This is a genomic window from Streptomyces sp. NPDC007971 (genome assembly GCF_042958635.1).
Classification (GTDB): domain Bacteria; phylum Actinomycetota; class Actinomycetes; order Streptomycetales; family Streptomycetaceae; genus Streptomyces.
In genome coordinates this window covers 312,047-329,332 of the sequence record NZ_JBIBJK010000012.1, presented here as the reverse complement: position 1 = coordinate 329,332, position 17,286 = coordinate 312,047, and the positions used below count along the sequence as shown (strand labels likewise).

Annotated in this window: 16 protein-coding genes; 6 read left to right on the top strand and 10 right to left on the bottom strand. The window is 72.5% G+C overall.

Annotated features, from left to right (window positions below):
* Positions 1–622: Scr1 family TA system antitoxin-like transcriptional regulator (locus ACFZCP_RS26405; RefSeq protein ID WP_391430797.1), on the bottom strand; the 622-nt coding region annotated here is incomplete at its 3' end.
* A 206-nt stretch (positions 623–828) separates the two neighbouring features.
* Between ACFZCP_RS26405 and ACFZCP_RS26400 the strand changes: the two genes are divergently transcribed.
* Together ACFZCP_RS26400 and ACFZCP_RS26395 are read left to right on the top strand one after the other, a co-directional pair.
* Positions 829–1,239 (top strand): ATP-binding protein, encoded by a 411-nt coding sequence (locus tag ACFZCP_RS26400; protein WP_391430794.1) that lies wholly within the window; start codon positions 829–831, stop codon positions 1,237–1,239.
* A gap of 155 nt (positions 1,240–1,394) precedes the next feature.
* A complete protein-coding gene (locus tag ACFZCP_RS26395) occupies positions 1,395–2,297 on the top strand; it encodes a PfkB family carbohydrate kinase (protein WP_391430791.1) in 903 nt (300 codons plus the stop codon).
* Positions 2,298–2,504: 207 nt separating this feature from the next.
* Here the strand turns inward: ACFZCP_RS26395 and ACFZCP_RS26390 are convergent, their stop codons facing one another.
* The 4 genes from ACFZCP_RS26390 to ACFZCP_RS26375 form a co-directional block, all read right to left on the bottom strand.
* The gene (locus ACFZCP_RS26390) at positions 2,505–2,867 is read right to left on the bottom strand and encodes a hypothetical protein (RefSeq protein WP_391430787.1); all 363 of its coding nucleotides are present in this window, start codon (positions 2,865–2,867) and stop codon (positions 2,505–2,507) included.
* 307 nt (positions 2,868–3,174) lie between these two features.
* Positions 3,175–3,975: a TIM barrel protein gene (locus ACFZCP_RS26385; RefSeq protein ID WP_391430842.1), complete on the bottom strand. Its 801-nt coding sequence runs from the start codon at positions 3,973–3,975 to the stop codon at positions 3,175–3,177.
* A 35-nt stretch (positions 3,976–4,010) separates the two neighbouring features.
* Positions 4,011–5,177 carry a DUF993 family protein gene (locus ACFZCP_RS26380; protein ID WP_391430784.1) on the bottom strand — a complete coding sequence of 389 codons (1,167 nt, stop codon included), beginning with the start codon at positions 5,175–5,177 and terminating at the stop codon, positions 4,011–4,013.
* Positions 5,174–6,325, bottom strand: coding sequence for a Gfo/Idh/MocA family oxidoreductase (locus ACFZCP_RS26375; protein ID WP_391430781.1), 1,152 nt, complete (start codon positions 6,323–6,325; stop codon positions 5,174–5,176). Before ACFZCP_RS26375 ends, ACFZCP_RS26380 begins: the two co-directional genes overlap by 4 nt.
* A 318-nt stretch (positions 6,326–6,643) precedes the next feature.
* Between ACFZCP_RS26375 and ACFZCP_RS26370 the strand changes: the two genes are divergently transcribed.
* The 4 genes from ACFZCP_RS26370 to ACFZCP_RS26355 all read left to right on the top strand — a co-directional run bounded on the left by ACFZCP_RS26370 (position 6,644) and on the right by ACFZCP_RS26355 (position 11,012).
* Complete coding sequence (locus ACFZCP_RS26370) at positions 6,644–7,690, top strand: substrate-binding domain-containing protein (protein ID WP_391430778.1); 1,047 nt, start codon at positions 6,644–6,646, stop codon at positions 7,688–7,690.
* Between the two features lie 223 nt (positions 7,691–7,913).
* Entirely contained in the window at positions 7,914–8,846 is a 933-nt protein-coding gene (locus tag ACFZCP_RS26365; RefSeq protein ID WP_391430774.1) for a GNAT family N-acetyltransferase, read from the top strand.
* An 18-nt stretch (positions 8,847–8,864) separates the two neighbouring features.
* Entirely contained in the window at positions 8,865–9,665 is an 801-nt protein-coding gene (locus ACFZCP_RS26360; protein WP_362691359.1) for a sugar phosphate isomerase/epimerase family protein, read from the top strand.
* 114 nt (positions 9,666–9,779) lie between these two features.
* Entirely contained in the window at positions 9,780–11,012 is a 1,233-nt protein-coding gene (locus tag ACFZCP_RS26355; protein ID WP_391430770.1) for an MFS transporter, read from the top strand.
* Between the two features lie 254 nt (positions 11,013–11,266).
* Here the strand turns inward: ACFZCP_RS26355 and ACFZCP_RS26350 are convergent, their stop codons facing one another.
* From ACFZCP_RS26350 to ACFZCP_RS26330, 5 genes are all read right to left on the bottom strand, one after another.
* The gene (locus ACFZCP_RS26350) at positions 11,267–11,908 is read right to left on the bottom strand and encodes a hypothetical protein (RefSeq protein WP_391430766.1); all 642 of its coding nucleotides are present in this window, start codon (positions 11,906–11,908) and stop codon (positions 11,267–11,269) included.
* A 114-nt stretch (positions 11,909–12,022) separates the two neighbouring features.
* The gene (locus ACFZCP_RS26345; protein ID WP_391430762.1) at positions 12,023–13,855 is read right to left on the bottom strand and encodes a glycoside hydrolase family 3 N-terminal domain-containing protein; all 1,833 of its coding nucleotides are present in this window, start codon (positions 13,853–13,855) and stop codon (positions 12,023–12,025) included.
* 425 nt (positions 13,856–14,280) lie between these two features.
* The gene (locus ACFZCP_RS26340; protein WP_391430758.1) at positions 14,281–15,171 is read right to left on the bottom strand and encodes a haloalkane dehalogenase; all 891 of its coding nucleotides are present in this window, start codon (positions 15,169–15,171) and stop codon (positions 14,281–14,283) included.
* Between the two features lie 121 nt (positions 15,172–15,292).
* On the bottom strand, positions 15,293–16,726 hold the full coding sequence (locus ACFZCP_RS26335; protein WP_391430755.1) for a S28 family serine protease: 1,434 nt from the start codon (positions 16,724–16,726) through the stop codon (positions 15,293–15,295).
* Positions 16,727–16,813: 87 nt separating this feature from the next.
* A complete protein-coding gene (locus tag ACFZCP_RS26330; protein ID WP_391430751.1) occupies positions 16,814–17,206 on the bottom strand; it encodes a hypothetical protein in 393 nt (130 codons plus the stop codon).
* Positions 17,207–17,286: the final 80 nt, after the last annotated feature.

Sequence of the window (17,286 nt, the reverse complement as noted above, 5' to 3'; positions counted from 1 at the left end):
CCAGGTCGAAGGGGATGACGCGCACGGTGATGTTGTCCGATTCGGAGCGCTCCAGCAGCTTGCCGAGTTGGGCTCGGGAGGCGGCGCGGTCGCTGACCCTGATACGCAGAGCTGCCTCATGGATCACCAGCTCGTACGAGATGGCCAACTGCTGGCGCCTCACGCGGTGCCGGACACGCAGCTCAAGCTCCTCTTGAGTGAGTTCCGGCACTCGGGCGGAGAAGACGGCACGCGCGTAGTCCTCTGTCTGAAGCAGACCCGGCACGTACAGGATCGCCACCTCGCGCAGGAATGTGGCGTGGTGATCCAGTTCGGCGAGGTCCAGGAACGAGTTGGGCAACGAACCCCGGAACTCCTCCCACCAGCCACGGGTTCGATCGGTGGCCATGGCCACCAGTGCGGCGATGAACTCCTCGTCCGTGCAGGCGTAGTGGGATGCAAGGCGGCGCAGGCGCTCCTCGCTCACTCCCGACAGGCCCGCCTCGATCTGGCTGATCTGGACGTTGCTCACGCCGAGCATGGCTGCCGCCTGCCGGGCAGTGAGGCCCGCAGCCTCGCGGAGTCTGCGCAGTTCGACCGCCAGACGCAGCTGCCGCGCCGTTGGTTCGCGCCTGGTGGGCATCGGCTGCTCCTAACTTCAACGCGCCCGCAGGCGCGACTCGTTCGGGGGTCAGATTACGCGACCGGCTTGCCGCGCCGAAACTTTCAGGTCTACCGTCGGTGACGCACCGCACACGCAGCGGAAGTGCACCGCGCCGTCCTGCCATCACGGCTGCGGCAATGCCACCGCGCGTCACGCCCCCACTCACCGACCGGAGTTGATGACCCATGCCCGAAATCGAGACGTGGGACTACACCCTCTACGTCCCCAACGACCTCAGAGCGGTGACGGTCTGTCGCCGCACCCTGCGTCTGATCCTGACCCTGCACGGACTGATCGGCCTGGTGGACACCGCGGAGCTGCTGGCGGCGGAGCTGGTCTCCAACGCCGTACGGCACACCAAGGGGCCGGCGGCGCTGAGGGTCCGCCGCACTCCCGAGGGCATGGTGTGGATCGGGGCCTGGGACACCGACCCGGCCCCGCCGGACCCCCCTCGCCCGCTGGAGCAGGTCGCGGAGTCGGAGGACGGGCGGGGGCTGGGGCTGGTGAGGGCGTGTGCGGAGTACTGGGGGTGGCAGCCGACGGCACGGTTCGGGAACCGGGGTAAATACGTGTGGTGCGAGCTGGAGGCCGCGTGATAATCGGCTCTTCGTCGGGTTCCGGCGGCCGGGAGGGGTACTGTCGGCCGCTCATGGAGGCCAACGGGCTTGCGGTAGTGCGCAGTTGAGGACGACCGCCCGCCCCGGACCGTCTCGCATCGAGTCATCTCTTGGGTACGAGGAGAGGCAATTCCATGTACGACTACGACCTCCTGGTCGTGGGTTCGGCCAATGCCGACCTGGTGATCGACGTCGAGCGGCGGCCGGCGGCCGGCGAGACGGTGCTCGGCGGCGACCTCGGCGTCCACCCGGGCGGCAAGGGCGCGAACCAGGCGGTCGCGGCCGCCCGGCTCGGGGCGGACACGACACTGCTGGCCCGCGTCGGCGACGACGCCCACGGCCGCCTGCTCCTCGACTCGCTGCGGGCGGCCGGGGTGGACACGGTGGGCGTGCTGGTGGGCGGGGCCCCGACGGGCGTCGCGCTCATCACCGTCGACCCGACCGGGGACAACAGCATCGTCGTCTCCCCCGGCGCCAACGCCCGGCTGACGCCCGTGGACGTCCGGGCCGGCGTCAGCCTCTTCCTCGCCTCACGGGTCGTCTCGGCGCAGTTGGAGATCCCGCTGGAAACGGTCGTGGAGGTGGTGCGCAACCTCGCGCAGGGAAGCCGGTTCGTGCTGAACCCGTCCCCGCCGCGGCCGCTGCCCACACAGGTCCTGGCGGCCTGCGACCCGCTGGTCGTCAACGAGCACGAGGCCCGGGTGATCCTCGGCGACGCCTGCGTGAGCGAGGAACCGGCCGACTGGGCGCGACTGCTGCTGGCCAAGGGCCCGCGCTCGGTGGTGGTGACGCTGGGCGCCGAGGGGGCGCTGGTGTGCGACACCTCCGGTGTGACCCGGGTGCCGTCGGTGAAGGTGGACGCCGTGGACACCACGGGCGCGGGCGACGCCTTCACGGCGGCGCTCGCGGTACGGCTGGGCGCGGGCGCGTCACTGGTGGACGCGGCACGGTACGCGGCCCGGGTCGGGGCGGCGGCCGTGACGAAGCGGGGCGCCCAGGAGTCGTTCCCGACCGCCGCGGAGGCCGACGCCCTGTGAGGGGCGCGGGCACGGGAGTGCGCACACTTCGAGGGGGCCCGGTGTGTCGGCCGGACCCCCTCGGCGTTCCCCTCCGTGCCGGAACCCGGAACCCCCGACCCCCGATCCCCCCGGATCCCCCTCCACGGGTTCGAACGCCGGGTACGACCGGCGGAGCGGGGAAAGGGTCGCGCGGGGCTTCGGGATTGCCCCGGGGGCTTCCCGGAATCAGCGGACCCTGACCGCCACCGGCTTGGACGCGGTCCGGCCGTCGACGGCGCGGAAGACCTCGACGCCGGTCCCCCGGAACCGGTCGGTGATCCGGTACCGGTCATGGCGGACGGCGGCGGTGGCGGGCAGCGACTTCCAGTGGGTGCCCTCCTTCACCTGGAGGGTGACCGTGCTGCCCTCCCTGAGGCCCCGGGTGCGGCCGGTGAAGGTGACGGTCGCCCCCCTCTTCGGGTGGGCGCTGCTCGCGGAGAGGGTGAGGGACGGCTTGGTGTGCACGGCCGGTGCCGCGCCGGCCGCCGCGGCACTGCCGGCGACGAGGGCGGCGGAGACGAGAGAGACGGCGGCAATTCGAGTCTTCACAGCGAACTCCTTGTTTTCTGAACGGGTCGGGAATTCTTCCCGGCTCCCCGGCCGGGGAGCACGTCCATACAGACATGACCTGCTGGTTCACGGGTTGCAGACTTTCCAGAATTTACCGAATTTACAGCGCTTCCACAGAAAGGAGAGAACGGGCATGAATCCTGATCAGGCCTTATAAGAAAGCCCTGTGAAAGTAATATTGTTCGCCTTCTTGCCCGCGTGCCTCTCCGCGCCCCCGCCCACCCCTCCGCACTTCTCCGCCCCCCCTCATCCGCACCCATCCGCACCCATCCGCACCCGGCGGACGTCACCGGATCACGTGCTCCACGAAGCGGCGCACCGTCTCCTCCAGCACCTCGCGGCCCTCGCGGGCCCACAGGCCGTCGTTGAACAACTCGACCTCGACGGGGCCCGTGTAGCCGGCCGCGTCCACATGCCCCTTCCACTCCCGCATGTCGATCGCGCCGTCGCCGAGCTGGCCACGGCCGCTGAGGACACCCTCGGGCAACGGCGTCGTCCAGTCGGCGAGTTGAAAGGCGTGGATACGGCCGCCCGCGCCCGCCCGGGCGATCTGCTCGGGCGCCGCGTCGTCCCACCAGACGTGGTACGTGTCCACCGTGACGCCCACCTGACGGGCCGGGAAGCGCTCCGCGATGTCCAGCGCCTGGGCCAGGGTGGAGACCACGCAGCGGTCGGAGGCGTACATCGGGTGCAGGGCCTCGACGGCCAGCCGCACCCCGTGCCGCTCCGCGTACGGGCCCAGCTCGGCGAGCGCGTCGACGATCCGTTCCCGCGCGCCGCGCAGGTCCCTGGAGCCGGGGGGCAGGCCGCCCGAGACCAGCACCAGCGTGTCCGTGCCGAGCGCCGCCGCCTCCTCGATCGCCCGCCGGTTGTCGGCCAGGGCCGACGCCCGGGCCTCGGGGTCGATCGCCGTGAAGAAGCCGCCGCGGCACAGGGTCGTCACCGTCAGGCCCGCGCCCCGGACCAGCTTCGCGGTCGCCTCCAGACCGTGGGACCGCACCGGCTCCCGCCACAGGCCCACCCCGGGCACGGCCAGCTCCCGGCAGGCGTCGACCAGTTCCGGGATCGTCAGCTGCCGCACGGTCATCTGGTTGATGCTGAAGCGTTCGAGACCGGTCACTGTCACTGGGGCACTCCGTGCAGGGCGAGCAGGTTCTTCATCCGCTCCTCGGCCGGCTTCGGGTCGGGGAACAGGCCCAGGCGGTCGGCGAGTTCGTAGGCGCGGGCGAGGTGCGGCAGCGAGCGGGCCGACTGGAGACCGCCGACCATGGTGAAGTGCGACTGGTGGCCGGCCAGCCAGGCCAGGAGGACCACGCCGGTCTTGTAGAAGCGTGTGGGCGGCACGAACAGGTGGCGGGACAGTTCGACCGTCGGGTCCAGCAGCCGCCTGAAGCCCGGCACATCACCCGCGTCCAGCAGGCGTACCGCCTGCGCCGCGAGGGGTCCGAGCGGGTCGAAGACGCCCAGCAGCGCGTGGCTGAAGCCCTGGTCGTCGCCCGCGATCAGCTCGGGGTAGTGGAAGTCGTCGCCCGTGTAGCAGCGGACGCCCGGCGGAAGGCGGCGGCGCAGGCCGGTCTCGCGCCCGGCGTCCAGGAGGGAGACCTTGACGCCGTCCACCTTGTCCGGGTGCTCGGCGACGACCTCCAGAAGGGTGCCGGTGGCCGCGTCGAGGTCCGGTGAGCCCCAGTAGCCCTCCAGCGCCGGATCGAACATCGGGCCCAGCCAGTGCAGGATCACGGGTTCGGCGGCCTGACGCAGGAGATGGCCGTAGATCTCCAGGTAGTCCTCGGGGCCGCGCGCGGTCGCGGCGAGGGCCCTGGACGCCATCAGGACGGCCTGCGCCCCCGCCTCCTCCACGACGGCGAGCTGCTCCTCGTAGGCGGCGCGGATCTCCGCGAGGGTGCCCCCGGTGATCTGGTCGGTGCCGGCGCCGCAGACGATACGGCCGCCGCACGAGCGGGCCTCGGCGCCGCTGCGGCGGATCAGCTCGGCCGCGCCCGCCCATTCCAGGCCCATTCCGCGCTGGGCGGTGTCCATCGCCTCGGCGACGCCCAGTCCGTGCGACCACAGGTGGCGGCGGAAGGCGAGGGTGGCGTCCCAGTCGACGGCGGCGGGCGAGTCCGGCGACACGTCCGCGAAGGGGTCGGCGACGACGTGCGCCGCGGAGAAGACCGTACGGGAGGTGAAGAGGGCGCCCGGGGCAGGGGTGCCCGGAGCGGGCACGACGGGGTCGGTGCGCGGCTCGTAGGTCCTCAAGTTCCCCTGGGAGTCCGGCAGTCGGATGGTCACAGCGCCAGCTCCGGCACGTCGAGACGGCGGCCCTCGGCCGAGGACCGCAGGCCCAGTTCGGCGAGCTGGACGCCCCGGGCGCCGGCCAGCAGGTCCCAGCGGTAGGGCGCGTCGGCGTAGACGTGTTTGAGGAACAGCTCCCACTGGGCCTTGAAGCCGTTGCCGAACTCGCCGTTGTCCGGGACCTCCTGCCACTGGTCGCGGAAGACCTCGGCGGCCGGGACGTCCGGGTTCCAGACGGGCCGGGGCGTGACGGAGCGGTGCTGGACCCGGCAGGTGCGCAGGCCGGCGACGGCGGAGCCCTCGGTCCCGTCCACCTGGAACTCGACCAGCTCGTCCCGGTTGACCCGCACCGCCCAGGACGAGTTGATCTGCGCGATCGCGCCGCCGTCGAGTTCGAAGACGCCGTAGGCCGCGTCGTCGGCGGTGGCCTCGTAGGGCTTGCCGCTCTCGTCCCAGCGCTGCGGGATGTGGGTGGTGGCCAGGGCCTGGACGGAGGTCACCCGGCCGAACAGCTCGTGCAGCACGTACTCCCAGTGCGGGAACATGTCGACGACGATGCCGCCGCCGTCCTCGGCGCGGTAGTTCCAGGAGGGGCGCTGGGCGGTCTGCCGGTCGCCCTCGAAGACCCAGTAGCCGAACTCGCCCCGGACGGAGAGGATCCGGCCGAAGAAGCCGCCGTCGACGAGCCGCTTCAGCTTCAGGAGGCCGGGGAGGAAGATCTTGTCCTGGACGACGCCGTGCCTGATGCCCCGGGCACGGGCCAGGCGGGCGAGCGCGAGGGCGCCCTTGAGCCCCGTGGCCGTGGGCTTCTCGGTGTAGATGTGCTTGCCGGCCGCGATCGCCTTCCTGATCGCCCCCTCGCGGGCCGCGGTGGCCTGGGAGTCGAAGTAGAGGTCGACGTCCGGGTCGGCGAGGACGGCGTCCACGTCGGTGGAGACGTGTTCCAGGCCGTGCCGCTCGGCGATCTCCCTGAGGGCGTGCTCGCGGCGGCCGAGCAGGATCGGCTCGGGCCACAGCACGGTGCCGTCGCCGAGACCGAGGCCGCCCTGCTCGCGCAGGGCGAGGATCGAGCGGACGAGGTGCTGGCGGTAGCCCATGCGTCCGGTCACGCCGTTCATGGCGATCCGCACCGTCTTGCGTGTCACGTCAGTCCCTTCGCGGGCGCCGCGCGCCCCGATCGCCCTCAGCAGGGTCATCGTCCTCGGTGGCCGGTGCGGAGCCGGCAGCGACTCGCACCACGCGCACAACTCGCGCAGCAAGCGCTTTCCGCCTTGAAAAGCTAGCCCTGGCCGAGGGCCGCGACAAGGCCCGGCCCCCTACGAGTTGTTCGAGGGGGCGAACAAACCGGTTGGTTGGCCTTATGGTCTGCTCGACACCGCGCGGAACCATGACCGTGCCCGGCCTGTCTACGAGGACGTACGAGCACCCCTGCACGACCCTGAGCACGACCGGAGGACGACGAGATGACGGTGACCCTTGCGGATGTGGCAGTCCGCGCACAGGTCTCTCCGGCGACGGTGTCGCGCGTGCTGAACGGCAACTACCCGGTCGCCGCCTCCACGCGCGAGCGGGTGCTGCGGGCGGTGGAGGAACTGGATTACGTCCTCAACGGCCCGGCCAGCGCCCTCGCCGCCGCCACCTCGGACCTCGTCGGCATCCTCGTCAACGACATCGCCGACCCCTTCTTCGGGATCATGGCGAGCGCGATCCAGGGCGAGATCGGCGGCCCGGGCGGCCGGGCCGGCGGCGAGCGTCTGGCCGTCGTGTGCAACACGGGCGGATCGCCGGAGCGCGAACTGACCTATCTCACCCTCCTGCAACGGCAGCGGGCCGCCGCCGTGGTGCTGACCGGCGGGGCGGTGGAGGACGCGCCGCACGCGGCGGCGGTGACGGCGAAGCTGCGCAAGCTGGCCGACGCCGGGACCCGGGTGGTGCTGTGCGGGCGGCCGCCGGTGGCGGACACCGACGCCGTCGCCCTGACCTTCGACAACCGCGGCGGCGCCCGCGCGCTGACGGACCACCTCATCGGCCTCGGCCACCGCCGCCTCGGCTACCTCGCGGGCCCCGAGGAGCGCACGACCACCCGGCACCGTCTGGAGGGCCACCGCGCCGCGCTCCGGGCGGCCGGCATCGAGGAGGACCCCGCCCGGACGGTGCACGGCCGCTACGACCGCCGGTCCGGCCACGAGGCCACGCTGGAGCTGCTGCGCCGGGACCCGTCGCTCACCGCGATCGTGGCCGCGAACGACTCCGTCGCCCTCGGCGCCTGCGCCGCCCTGCGCGAGTCCGGCCTGCGCATCCCCGAGGACGTCTCGGTGGCGGGCTTCGACGACCTGCCCTTCAGCATCGACGCGGTGCCGTCCCTGACGACGGTGCGCCTGCCGCTGTCGGAGGCGGGTGCCCGCGCCGGACGCATCGCGATGGGCCGGGAGGAACCGCCGCCCGGGGGGATCGCCTCGGTGCGCGGGGAGTTGATGGTGCGGGGCTCCTCCGGAGTACCGCGCGCCTGAGGGACCGGCCTGCGGAGGACGGCCTGCGGAAGAGAACCTGCGAAGGACGGCCTGGAAGAGAACCCATGAGGGCCTGTCAGGGACGGCCTGGAGGATCGCGGGCGTGGGTCAGCCGGTGTCTTCCGGCAGGGGCAGCGACGCCGGGGGCATGGACGGGCGGACCGTGCCGGACTAGCCTCAGAAGCAGCGTATCTCTGACTGGGTCAAGCATCCGGGGGCGAACATGAGCGTCCAGGACGTCCGGGCCTTCAACAGGTTCTACACCGGCGTCATCGGCGCCCTCGACCACGGCCGCCACCTCTACACGCCGTACACCCTCGCCGAAGCCCGTGTGCTCCACGAACTCGCGCACGCCGATCATCTGGACGCGGCCGACCTGCGCGGACGGCTCGCGCTGGACGCCGGCTATCTGAGCCGCATCCTGAACAGGTTCGAGGAGGCGGGGCTGGTCGAGCGCGGGCCGTCCGCGGCGGACCCGCGGCGCAGGCGCGTCGCGCTCACCGTGCGCGGGCGCGAGACCGCCGGGCTGCTGGACGAGCGGGCGCGGGAGACCGTCGGGGCGCTGCTGGACACCGTGGCGCCCGAGGAGCGGCCGCGCCTCGCGGAGGCGATGCGCACCATCCGGGCCGTCCTCGGGGACGAGCGGGCACCGGGTCCCGGGGAGGTCGTCCTGCGCGAGCCGCGCCCCGGCGACCTAGGCTGGATCGTGCAGCGCAACGCGGCGCTGTACGCGGCGGAGTACGGCTGGAACGCCGACTACGAAGGCCTGGTCGCGCGGATCGTCGCGGACTTCGCCGAGGACCACGACCCGCATCTGGAACGGGTGTGGATCGCGGAGCTGGACCGGCGGCCGGTCGGGTGCGTCATGTGCGTGCGGGACGACGTGCCGGGCACCGCCCGGCTGCGGCTGCTGCTGGTGGAGCCCGACGCGCGCGGGCGCGGCATCGGCGACCGCCTCGTGCGTGCCGTCGTCGACTTCGCCCGCGGGGTCGGCTACCGCGACCTGGTCCTGTGGACCAACGACGTGCTCGCCGGCGCCCGCCACCTCTACCGGCGACACGGCTTCGGTCTCGTCGCCGAACAACCCCACCGCTCCTTCGGCAAGGATCTGATCGGCCAGGACTGGCGATTGGATCTGCACCGATCGGGCACGTGACAAGTAGGGTCCACCATCATGAAGCTGGCGTTCTCCACCCTTGGCGTCCCCGGCCTGCCCGTCCCCGAGGTCCTGGCACTCGCGACCGCGCACGGCTACCACGGCGTCGAACTGCGCGCGCACCCCGAGGAGCCGGTGCACCCGGGCATCACCGCCGCCGCGCGGGCCGAGACGGCCGCGCTGTTCAAGGAGGCCGGGGTCGAGATCCTGGGCCTGGGCGGATACGCCCGCGTCGCCGCACCCGGCGACGACGGCCCGGTCCTGGAGGAGGTCCGCCTGCTCCTCCAGCTGGCCCACGACCTGGGCGCCCCGTTCGTCCGGGTCTTCCCCGGGGCCGACCCGGACCGCCCCCGCGAGGAGTCCGACGCCGTCGCCGCCCGGCGGCTGGGCACCGCGGCCGAGGACGCCTCCGCGCTGGGCGTGCGGATCCTGCTGGAGACCCACGACTCGCACCGCACCGGTGCCGATGCGATCCGCGTCCTCGGTCCGGTCGGCCACCGGCAGGTGGGCGCGCTCTGGGACGTGATGCACACCTGGCTGGGCGGCGAGCAGCCCTCGGACAGCTACGCGGCCCTCGCCCCGCACCTCGGCTACGTCCAGGTCAAGGACATCACCTCGGCCGAGGACACCACTCCGCTCCCGCTCGGCGAGGGCGTCCTGCCGCTGACCGAGTGCGTGGACGTCCTGTCCCGGCACGGCTGGGACGGCTGGCTGTGCTGGGAGTACGAGAAGCGCTGGTACGAGTCGGCCGCCCCGCTCCCGCCGCTGCTGGGCGCGGGCCGGGACCGTCTCGTCCGACTGCTCAGCGACGCCGCGTGAGAGCGATCCGGCCAGGAGCGCGGTCCCGGTAATCGGCTGGCCCGCCCGGCCTGGGCCCCGTTAACCTCCCCCGGTGATTCCACCGCCCGCCCTGCCGCGCCCCGCCCTGCTCTCATGAACCTGACGCGCTCGCTCCTCGACGTCAGGCCCCTGCGCACCTCGCCCGTCTACCGGCGGCTGCTGATCGGGCGGACCGTGTCCGTGCTCGGCGGGTTCATGACCATGGTGACGGTCATGTACCAGGTGTGGGACATGACCCGCAGCACGGCCTGGACCGGCGCGGTCGGGCTGGCACAGGCACTGCCGCTGGTGGTGTTCGGCCTGTTCGCGGGGGCCCGGGTGGACCGGGCGGACCGGCGCCGGGTCTATCTGACCGCCACCGTGGGCCAGGCCGCCTGTTCCCTGCTGCTGGCCGTGCAGGGCTTCACCGGGCACGTCCCGGTGGCGGCCGTTCTCGCGCTGGTCGCCGTGCAGTCGGCCTTCGGCGCGCTCGGCGCCCCGGCGGCCGGCACCTTCGTACCGCGTCTGCTGCCCAAGGACCAGGTGGCTGCCGGGCTGGCCCTGAACCAGATCACCGGCCAGTCGATGATGCTGCTCGGCCCGGCCCTGGCCGGGGTGCTGCTGGGCGGGCTGGGCATCGGCGCCTGCTACCTGCTGGACGCGCTCAGCTTCGGTGTCGCCTTCTACGGCGCCTTCGGGCTGCCGGCGCTGCCGCCCCGGGGCGAGCCGTCGCGGGCGGGGCTGCACGGGGTGCTGGACGGGCTGCGGTTCCTGGCCGGGCACCGGGTGGTGCGGGGCGCGCTGATCACGGACCTGGCCGCGACCGTGCTGTCGTTCCCGGTGAGCCTGTTCCCGCTGGTCAACGCCGAGCGGTTCGGGAACGACCCGCGCACCCTCGGCCTGTTCCTGTCGGCGCTCGCGGTCGGCGGCATCGCGGCGACGGCCCTGTCCGGCTCCCTGACCCGGCTCGGCCGGCCGGGCACGGTGATGCTGTGCACCTCCGCCACCTGGGGCGCGGCGCTGGTCGCTCTCGGACTGTCGACCGACCCCTGGACCGGTCTCGCGCTGCTCGTGGTGGCCGGGGCGGCCGACGCCACGTCGGTCGTCTCCCGTTCCACGATCGTGCAGACGTGTACGCCCGACGCCCTGCTCGGCAGGGTCACGGCGGCCGAGCAGATCGTGGGGCAGGCGGGCCCCAGCCTGGGCAACGTCCGCGGCGGTCTGGTCGCCGGCTGGAGTTCCGGCGCGACCGCCCTGATCTCCGGGGGCCTGCTGTGCGTGCTCGCGGTGGCGGCGGTGGCCGGGACGACACCCGAACTGCGGGACGCGGCGGCCGGGACGGACTGACGGCGAAAGGCCCGGACCGGTGAGCGGCCCGCGGCCGTGGTGAACGGCAACGATTTGTGGGCGGCCGCGTCCGTGGTGAACAGCACGGACCGGTGAGCAGCCCGCGGCCGTGGTGAACATCCCGGTGTCGCCATGAACGGCCCGAGTCGCTGTGAGCGTCATCGCGTCCGCAATGGACGTCCCTCTGCCGCGGTGAACGTCCCTGGGTCGTGCCGTGTGCCACCACGATCCGCTCCCCGCCGCGGGCGGACCCGTCACAGCCGCCGGGCGCAGCCCACCGGTTCGTTCCCGCCCAGTTGCACGTACAGGACCGTCGAGGCGGGGCAGGAGTCGCGGTCGGTGACCGCCGTCGTGACCCGGTACTGGGGTGCGCGGCGGCCGGAGCCGTCGCAGGCGGTCTCGCGCACCTGGCCGTCGCCCGAGGCGTATACGCAGTCGCCGGGGATCGTGCGCGGGCCGCCTCCGGCTCCGGGGTCGCCGGGGTGCGGGGCCTCCAGGTTGCGCATGCAGGCGTAGCCCCGGGGGATCGCTCCGTCGCCGTCCTCGTCGTCCTGCGGCCGCTGTTCGCTGATGTGCAGCACGAAGTCGGTGAGCGGCGGGCACCGGGGGCCGTCGGCGACCGTGCCGTCGTAGCGGGCGACGACGCGGGCCGCGGCCCGCTCGCTCACGCAGGGCACCTCGGTGAAGCTGGTGGTGCCGAAGGAGCTGCACTCACCGACCGCGAGGAACTGGGCGCCGTAGCCGGACGGGCGGGACGGGGTGGGCCGGGCGCTGCCGACCGGGGCGTCCGCCGGGCCCCGGCAGCCGGTGAGCAGGGCGGCCAGCAGGAACAGGGCCAGGGCGGGGGCGGCCGGCAGCAGCCGGCCCGCCACCCCGACGGCACCTTTCCTCCGCATCGCATTTCCCCCCGGACGCCCCGGTCCAGCGTGGCCCCCGGTATCGGGGCCACGCCAGACGTACGGGAGGGTTTCCCACCTTTGGGGGGAGTGTGCCCGGTGTGCGACGTACGTCTAGTACGTCAGCCCGTGGCCGAGCGGGTACAGCACCTGCCCCGGATCGTCCGCCCGTTGCACCGGCACCGGGAGCCTGCCGCTCGGGTCCACCCGGCCGGCGATCACCCGGGCGGCGGCACGCAGTTCGACGTCGGTCCAGGAGTAGGAGGCCAGGTACCCCTTGACGGCCGGGAACTGCGCGACGTCGTAGGGGTTCCTGATGGCGACGGCCACCACCGGCTTCCCGGTGGCGAGCAGCCGCTCCACCAGGGTCCGCTGACTGCTGCCCGCCGTCACGTTGTACGTCCCGACGACCACGGCGTCCGCGTCCCGCGCGGCCGCCTCCGCCTTGGCGATGACGGCCGGCGAGGGGGCGGTGCCGGTGGACAGGGCCGTCGCGGTGAAGCCCAGTTCGGTGAGGGTGGCGGCGAGGACACCGGTGGGCGGGCCGGTGGTGCCGGACGGGGAGTCCGGGTCGGCGCCGACGACCAGGATCCGGGGCACGGCGGCGTGGTCGAGCGGGAGGATGCCGTCCTCGTTGACCAGCAGGGTGGTGGTCCGCTCGGCGATGCGGTCGGCGGTGGCCAGGTGGGACTTGGTGCCCACCGTGTCGTCGACGCCGGCCCGCGTGACGTGGACCTTGTCGAGGAGTCCGAGCCGGGCCTTCAGCCGCAGGATCCGCAGGATCGATTCATCCAGGCGCGCCTCGGTCAGCTCGCCGATCTGCACCGCCTGGAGGACCGCGCGCCATGCCACGTCGAGCGAGGGCGGGTTGAGCAGTTGGTCGACGCCGGCCTTCAGGGCCAGCACCGGCACCCGGTTGTCGCCGTACTTGGTGCGCACCCCCTCCATGCCGAGGGAGTCGGTGACCACGACCCCGTCGTAACCGAGTTCGCCGCGCAGGATGCCGGTGAGGATCGGGTGCGAGAGGGTGGCCGGGTCGCCGGAGTCGTCGAGGGCCGGGAACTGGATGTGGGCGGTCATGATCGAGTCGATGCCCGCCTCGATCGCGGCCTTGAACGGCACGGCGTCCAGCGTCTCCCACACCTCCCGGGTGTGGGTGATGACCGGGAACCCGGTGTGGCTGTCCACGGCGGTGTCGCCGTGGCCCGGGAAGTGCTTGGCGGTGGCCGCGACCCGGGCGGCCTGATAGCCCTTCACCTCGGCCGTGACCAGGCCGGCCACCGCGTCCGGGTCGGCCCCGAAGGACCGTACGCCGATGACCGGGTTGGCCGGGTTGACGTTCACGTCGGCGTCGGGCGAGTAGTCCTGGTTGATGCCCATCGCGCGCAGCTCGGCGCCGGAGATGCGGCCGAGGGTGCGGGCGTCGGTCCGGGACCGGCCGGCCCCGATCGCCATCGCGCCCGGGAACAGCGTGGCCGGCTTGCCCACCCTGCACACTATGCCGTGCTCCTGGTCGGTGGTGATGAGCAGCGGCAGGCCGCGCGGCTGCTCCAGGGAGGCCCGCTGGATGCCGTTGGAGAGCTCGGAGATCTGGTGGGGATCGCGGGTGTTGTGGGCCCACGTGAAGTAGATGATGCCGCCGACCCGGTACTTCTCGATCAGCTCGGCGGCCGTGCGGACCCCGATCTCCTTGAGGTTGGCGTCGATGTCGGCCTGGTCGGGGTCGGTGGCGGAGTGGCCGTAGACCCGCATCACGAAGAGCTGGCCGACCTTCTCCTGAAGCGTCATGCGGGAGACGAGGGCGCGCAGCCGGCGCTCGTTCGGGGTGGCGGCGTGGGCGGTGGCCGGTACGGTCAGCGCGGCGGTGAGGCCCGCAGTGGCGGTGAGGACGGTCCGTCTGGACGGCCGTGCGGTGTTTCCCGTGCTTCCCGTGCTGTTGTCGTGCACGTGCGCTCCTTCCAGAGGAGAACCGCTGAAGGAAACTTCCGAGGAATCACGATTATCCGGGAAGTTTCTTTCCGTCAAGACAATGCACAGTAAGCCAGGATGAGCCCGCCACCGGCGCTTGGGAGGGGGGCGCGCCGGTGGCGGTGGGCTGTCGGGCGTGATGCGGCGGAGAGGGTGCGTCGGCGTTTCGCGGCCTGCGGCGAGGGCCGACACCGCACCACGGACTCGTCCGGCAGCCTGGACATGGGACGGTCGAAGGCCGCGACGGGTTCCCCCGGCCGGCAAGTCGGCCGGACCTGCGCCGACCGGAACAGGCCGCACCGGGCTACGCAGACTTCACCCTGTCGCCACAGGCCTCGTCCGGTCACACAGGCTGTGCCGGTGGGCTCAGCCCGTGCGGGTGGGCTCAGCCCGTCCCGGCGAGCTCAGCGGCCCGTGCCGGTGGGCTCAGCCGCCCGTGCCGGTCGGCGCAGGGCGTGCCGGTCCGCCCAGGCGGAGACGGCCGCCGCGATCGCGTCCGGGCGGTCCTCCGTGGCGTGGTGGCCGGCCGGGCCGCAGGCGACGGTCTCCAGACCCGCCAGGTGCGCGGCGCACCAGTCGGCCGTCTCGGCCCCGATCAGCAGGGTGGGCGAGCCTTCGAAGGTCAGCAGCAGCTTGGGCACCTCGGGGCTCTTGGCCAGCCAGGCGTCGTAGGCCTCGATGCGGGCCACGAGGCCGGCCGGTTCGCCGGCCGGCGGCAGCTGGCGCGCCCAGGCGAGCAGCGGGCGGCGGCTCTCGCGGGTGGGATAGGGCGCGAGGTAGGCCGCGAGGTCCGCGTCGGACAGGGGGGTGAGGACGCCGCCGGTGTAGGCCTGCCGTACGAACTGGTTCTCGTCCAGCATGCGCTCGCCCTCCGCCGAGCGGATCGCCTCGGAGCGGCGGCGGGCCTGCGGGCTCAGCTCGTCCCAGGTGATGGGCTTGACGATGGTCTCGAAGAAGGCGATGCCACGCACCCGCCCCGGGTGCCGCGCGGCCCAGTCGAAGGCGAGCGCGCCGCCCCAGTCGTGGCCCACCAGGACCACGCCGTCCAGGCCGAGTGCGTCGAACCAGGCGTCCAGGTACCGGGCGTGGTCCTCGAACCGGAGGTCGGCGTCCGGCTTGCCCGAGCGGCCCATGCCGACCAGGTCGGGGGCGAGCAGCCGCCCGGCGCCGATGCCGGGCAGCACATGGCGCCAGGTGTGCGAGGAGGCGGGATTGCCGTGCAGGAAGACGAAGGGAGTACCGCTTCCGGACTCCTCGTGGTGGATGAACGAGTCGAGAACTGGAGTCGTAGGCATGCTCGATACAGTACATGGATATTATGTACATGGCTAGTATCGGCCCGGGGTTCCCCCTCCGTCGGCCACCTCCGTCGGCCGTCGGCCGGCCCCCGGGCGGCAGGGGGCCGGCACCAGGGACCTACGGACGCAGCGCCGGCTCGCGCTCCACGTCCCGGACGTCCAGCTTCGCGTCGTAGCGGGCCAGCGGCTTCGCCACGGACGGGTCCGCCTCGACCGCGGCCGGAGCGACGCCCGCCCACTCCAGGATGCGGGCCGTGGCGAGCGCGTTCTGCTCGGGCACCAGGCCCGCCACGTTCGCCCCGTGGTTCATCCCGGGGGCCGTGAAGACGTACGCGTCACGGGCGCCCGCGCCGAGGCGGAAACGCTCCGAGCCCCACGGGTCGTTCTGGCCGTACACGAAGAGCATGTGCCGGGCGTGGTGGCGGACCCAGGTGTCCACGTCCCGCATGGCGCCCGGGTGGAAGCGCATCGGGATGGAGCGGGGCACGAAGGTACGCGGCGGCTGGTAGCCGTAGCGGATCAGCTTGTGCTCGATGCGCGGGAACCGGATGGTGGGCGCGCCCAGTTGGGTGCCCGCCTGGTAGTAGTACGGCGTGTACTGCTCCAGACCCTGGTCGGTGTAGGCCACGAAGCCGGAGATGGTGTCGACCGAGTCCCAGATCGCCTGGTCCGTGGCGTGCGGCGCGTCCGCCGGGACGGAATCGCAGTCCTTCAGCAGGCTGTACTGCCAAAAGCCCCAGACGTAGTCGAGGACGACCGCCTCGTAGGCCTTGTCGAGGCTGCCGGTGGTGGCGAAGGTGTAGCCGTGGTCGGCGGCGTACTGGGCGTACTTCTTCTCCAGCGGTCCACGGCGCACCAGCGCCTCCCGCTGGACGGCGTTCAGCCGGTCGCGGCACTCCTGGGTGCCGACCTTGGCGAAGAAGCGGTCGTAGGCCGAATCCTCTTTGTTCACCACGTCGTTGGGGGCGACGTAGGCGACGACGCCGTTCATGTCGTGGGGATAGAAGCGCTTGTAGTAGGTGGCGGTCATGCCGCCCTTGGAGCCGCCGGTGGCCAGCCAGTTGGCGGAGTAGACCGGCTTCAGTGCCTCGAAGACGCGGTGCTGGTCGCTCGCCGCCTGCCAGATGTCCAGCTTGGACCAGTCGGCCGGCTCGGGACGGGAGGGCGTGAAGAAGCGATACTCCAGAGAGACCTGGTTGCCGTCCACGATCCGGGCGGGCTCGCTGCGGGACGGGTTCGTGGAGACGTTGTAGCCGCTGGTGTAGAAGACCGTCGGGCGGCTGGTGTCCTTGTGCAGCACGGTGATCCGCTGCTGGAACGTTCCGCGGTCCGGGTGGCGGTGGTCGACGGGCTGGGTGTAGTCCAGGACGAAGTACCGGTAGCCGGGATACGGCTTCTCCTGGACCAGGCTCATGCCCGGTATCGCCAGGAGCCGGTCCTTGATGTCGGTGGGCCCCGGCTGTGACGGCTGGGCGGCGGTGGCCGCACCCGCTGTGCTCAGCGTTCCTATGAACACCGCGAGCGCCAGCAGCCATCTGAGCGCCTTGCGCATGCGCACTCTCCCCTGTGAGACAGATGTGCGCCGGAAGCTATCCGAGCAACTGCTGTCACACCAGGGGGTTTTGGAAGGTTGGCCTGGTCAGCACAGGATCCAGCCGGAGCTGACCGAACGGCCGTCCACCGAGCCCTTCAGCCACACACAGCGCTGTCCGGCATGGACCGTCACCGGGCCGGCCAGCAGCCGGTACTGCCCCTTGTCCACGACCGGCCGGTTCCCGCGCGCCTGCACGCTGACCGACATCTGGCGTCTGGCCCCGGGCTTGTGGGTGACGGTGACGGCACAGACGTAGCCGTCACGCTTGTAGACGTGCACCGTGCCGGTGCTGAAGGGCAGCGTCCGCACCTCGCGCCCGCCGCAGCCGCCGGCGGTCGCCGCCTGGGCACTGCCGGGCACCGCGAGGGCGAGCGCGCCGGATGCGGCCAGCACGGCCGCGCCGAGCGCCAGGCGTCGGCGTATCGCACCACTGTCCACTGTCGTCCTCCCGTACCACCGTCTTGCACGACCGATGACCGTACTGATGTACGGACGCATGGCATGTACCGGATGGTTGC

Coding starts and splice junctions, on each gene's coding strand:
- ACFZCP_RS26400 (WP_391430794.1), top strand. CDS start 829: ATGCCCGAAATCGAGACGTGGGACTACACCCTCTACGTCCCCAACGAC.
- ACFZCP_RS26395 (WP_391430791.1), top strand. CDS start 1,395: ATGTACGACTACGACCTCCTGGTCGTGGGTTCGGCCAATGCCGACCTG.
- ACFZCP_RS26385 (WP_391430842.1), bottom strand. CDS start 3,975: ATGACCGTGCGGCAGCTGACGATCCCGGAACTGGTCGACGCCTGCCGG.
- ACFZCP_RS26370 (WP_391430778.1), top strand. CDS start 6,644: ATGACGGTGACCCTTGCGGATGTGGCAGTCCGCGCACAGGTCTCTCCG.
- ACFZCP_RS26365 (WP_391430774.1), top strand. CDS start 7,914: ATGAGCGTCCAGGACGTCCGGGCCTTCAACAGGTTCTACACCGGCGTC.
- ACFZCP_RS26360 (WP_362691359.1), top strand. CDS start 8,865: ATGAAGCTGGCGTTCTCCACCCTTGGCGTCCCCGGCCTGCCCGTCCCC.
- ACFZCP_RS26355 (WP_391430770.1), top strand. CDS start 9,780: ATGAACCTGACGCGCTCGCTCCTCGACGTCAGGCCCCTGCGCACCTCG.
- ACFZCP_RS26350 (WP_391430766.1), bottom strand. CDS start 11,908: ATGCGGAGGAAAGGTGCCGTCGGGGTGGCGGGCCGGCTGCTGCCGGCC.
- ACFZCP_RS26340 (WP_391430758.1), bottom strand. CDS start 15,171: ATGCCTACGACTCCAGTTCTCGACTCGTTCATCCACCACGAGGAGTCC.
- ACFZCP_RS26335 (WP_391430755.1), bottom strand. CDS start 16,726: ATGCGCAAGGCGCTCAGATGGCTGCTGGCGCTCGCGGTGTTCATAGGA.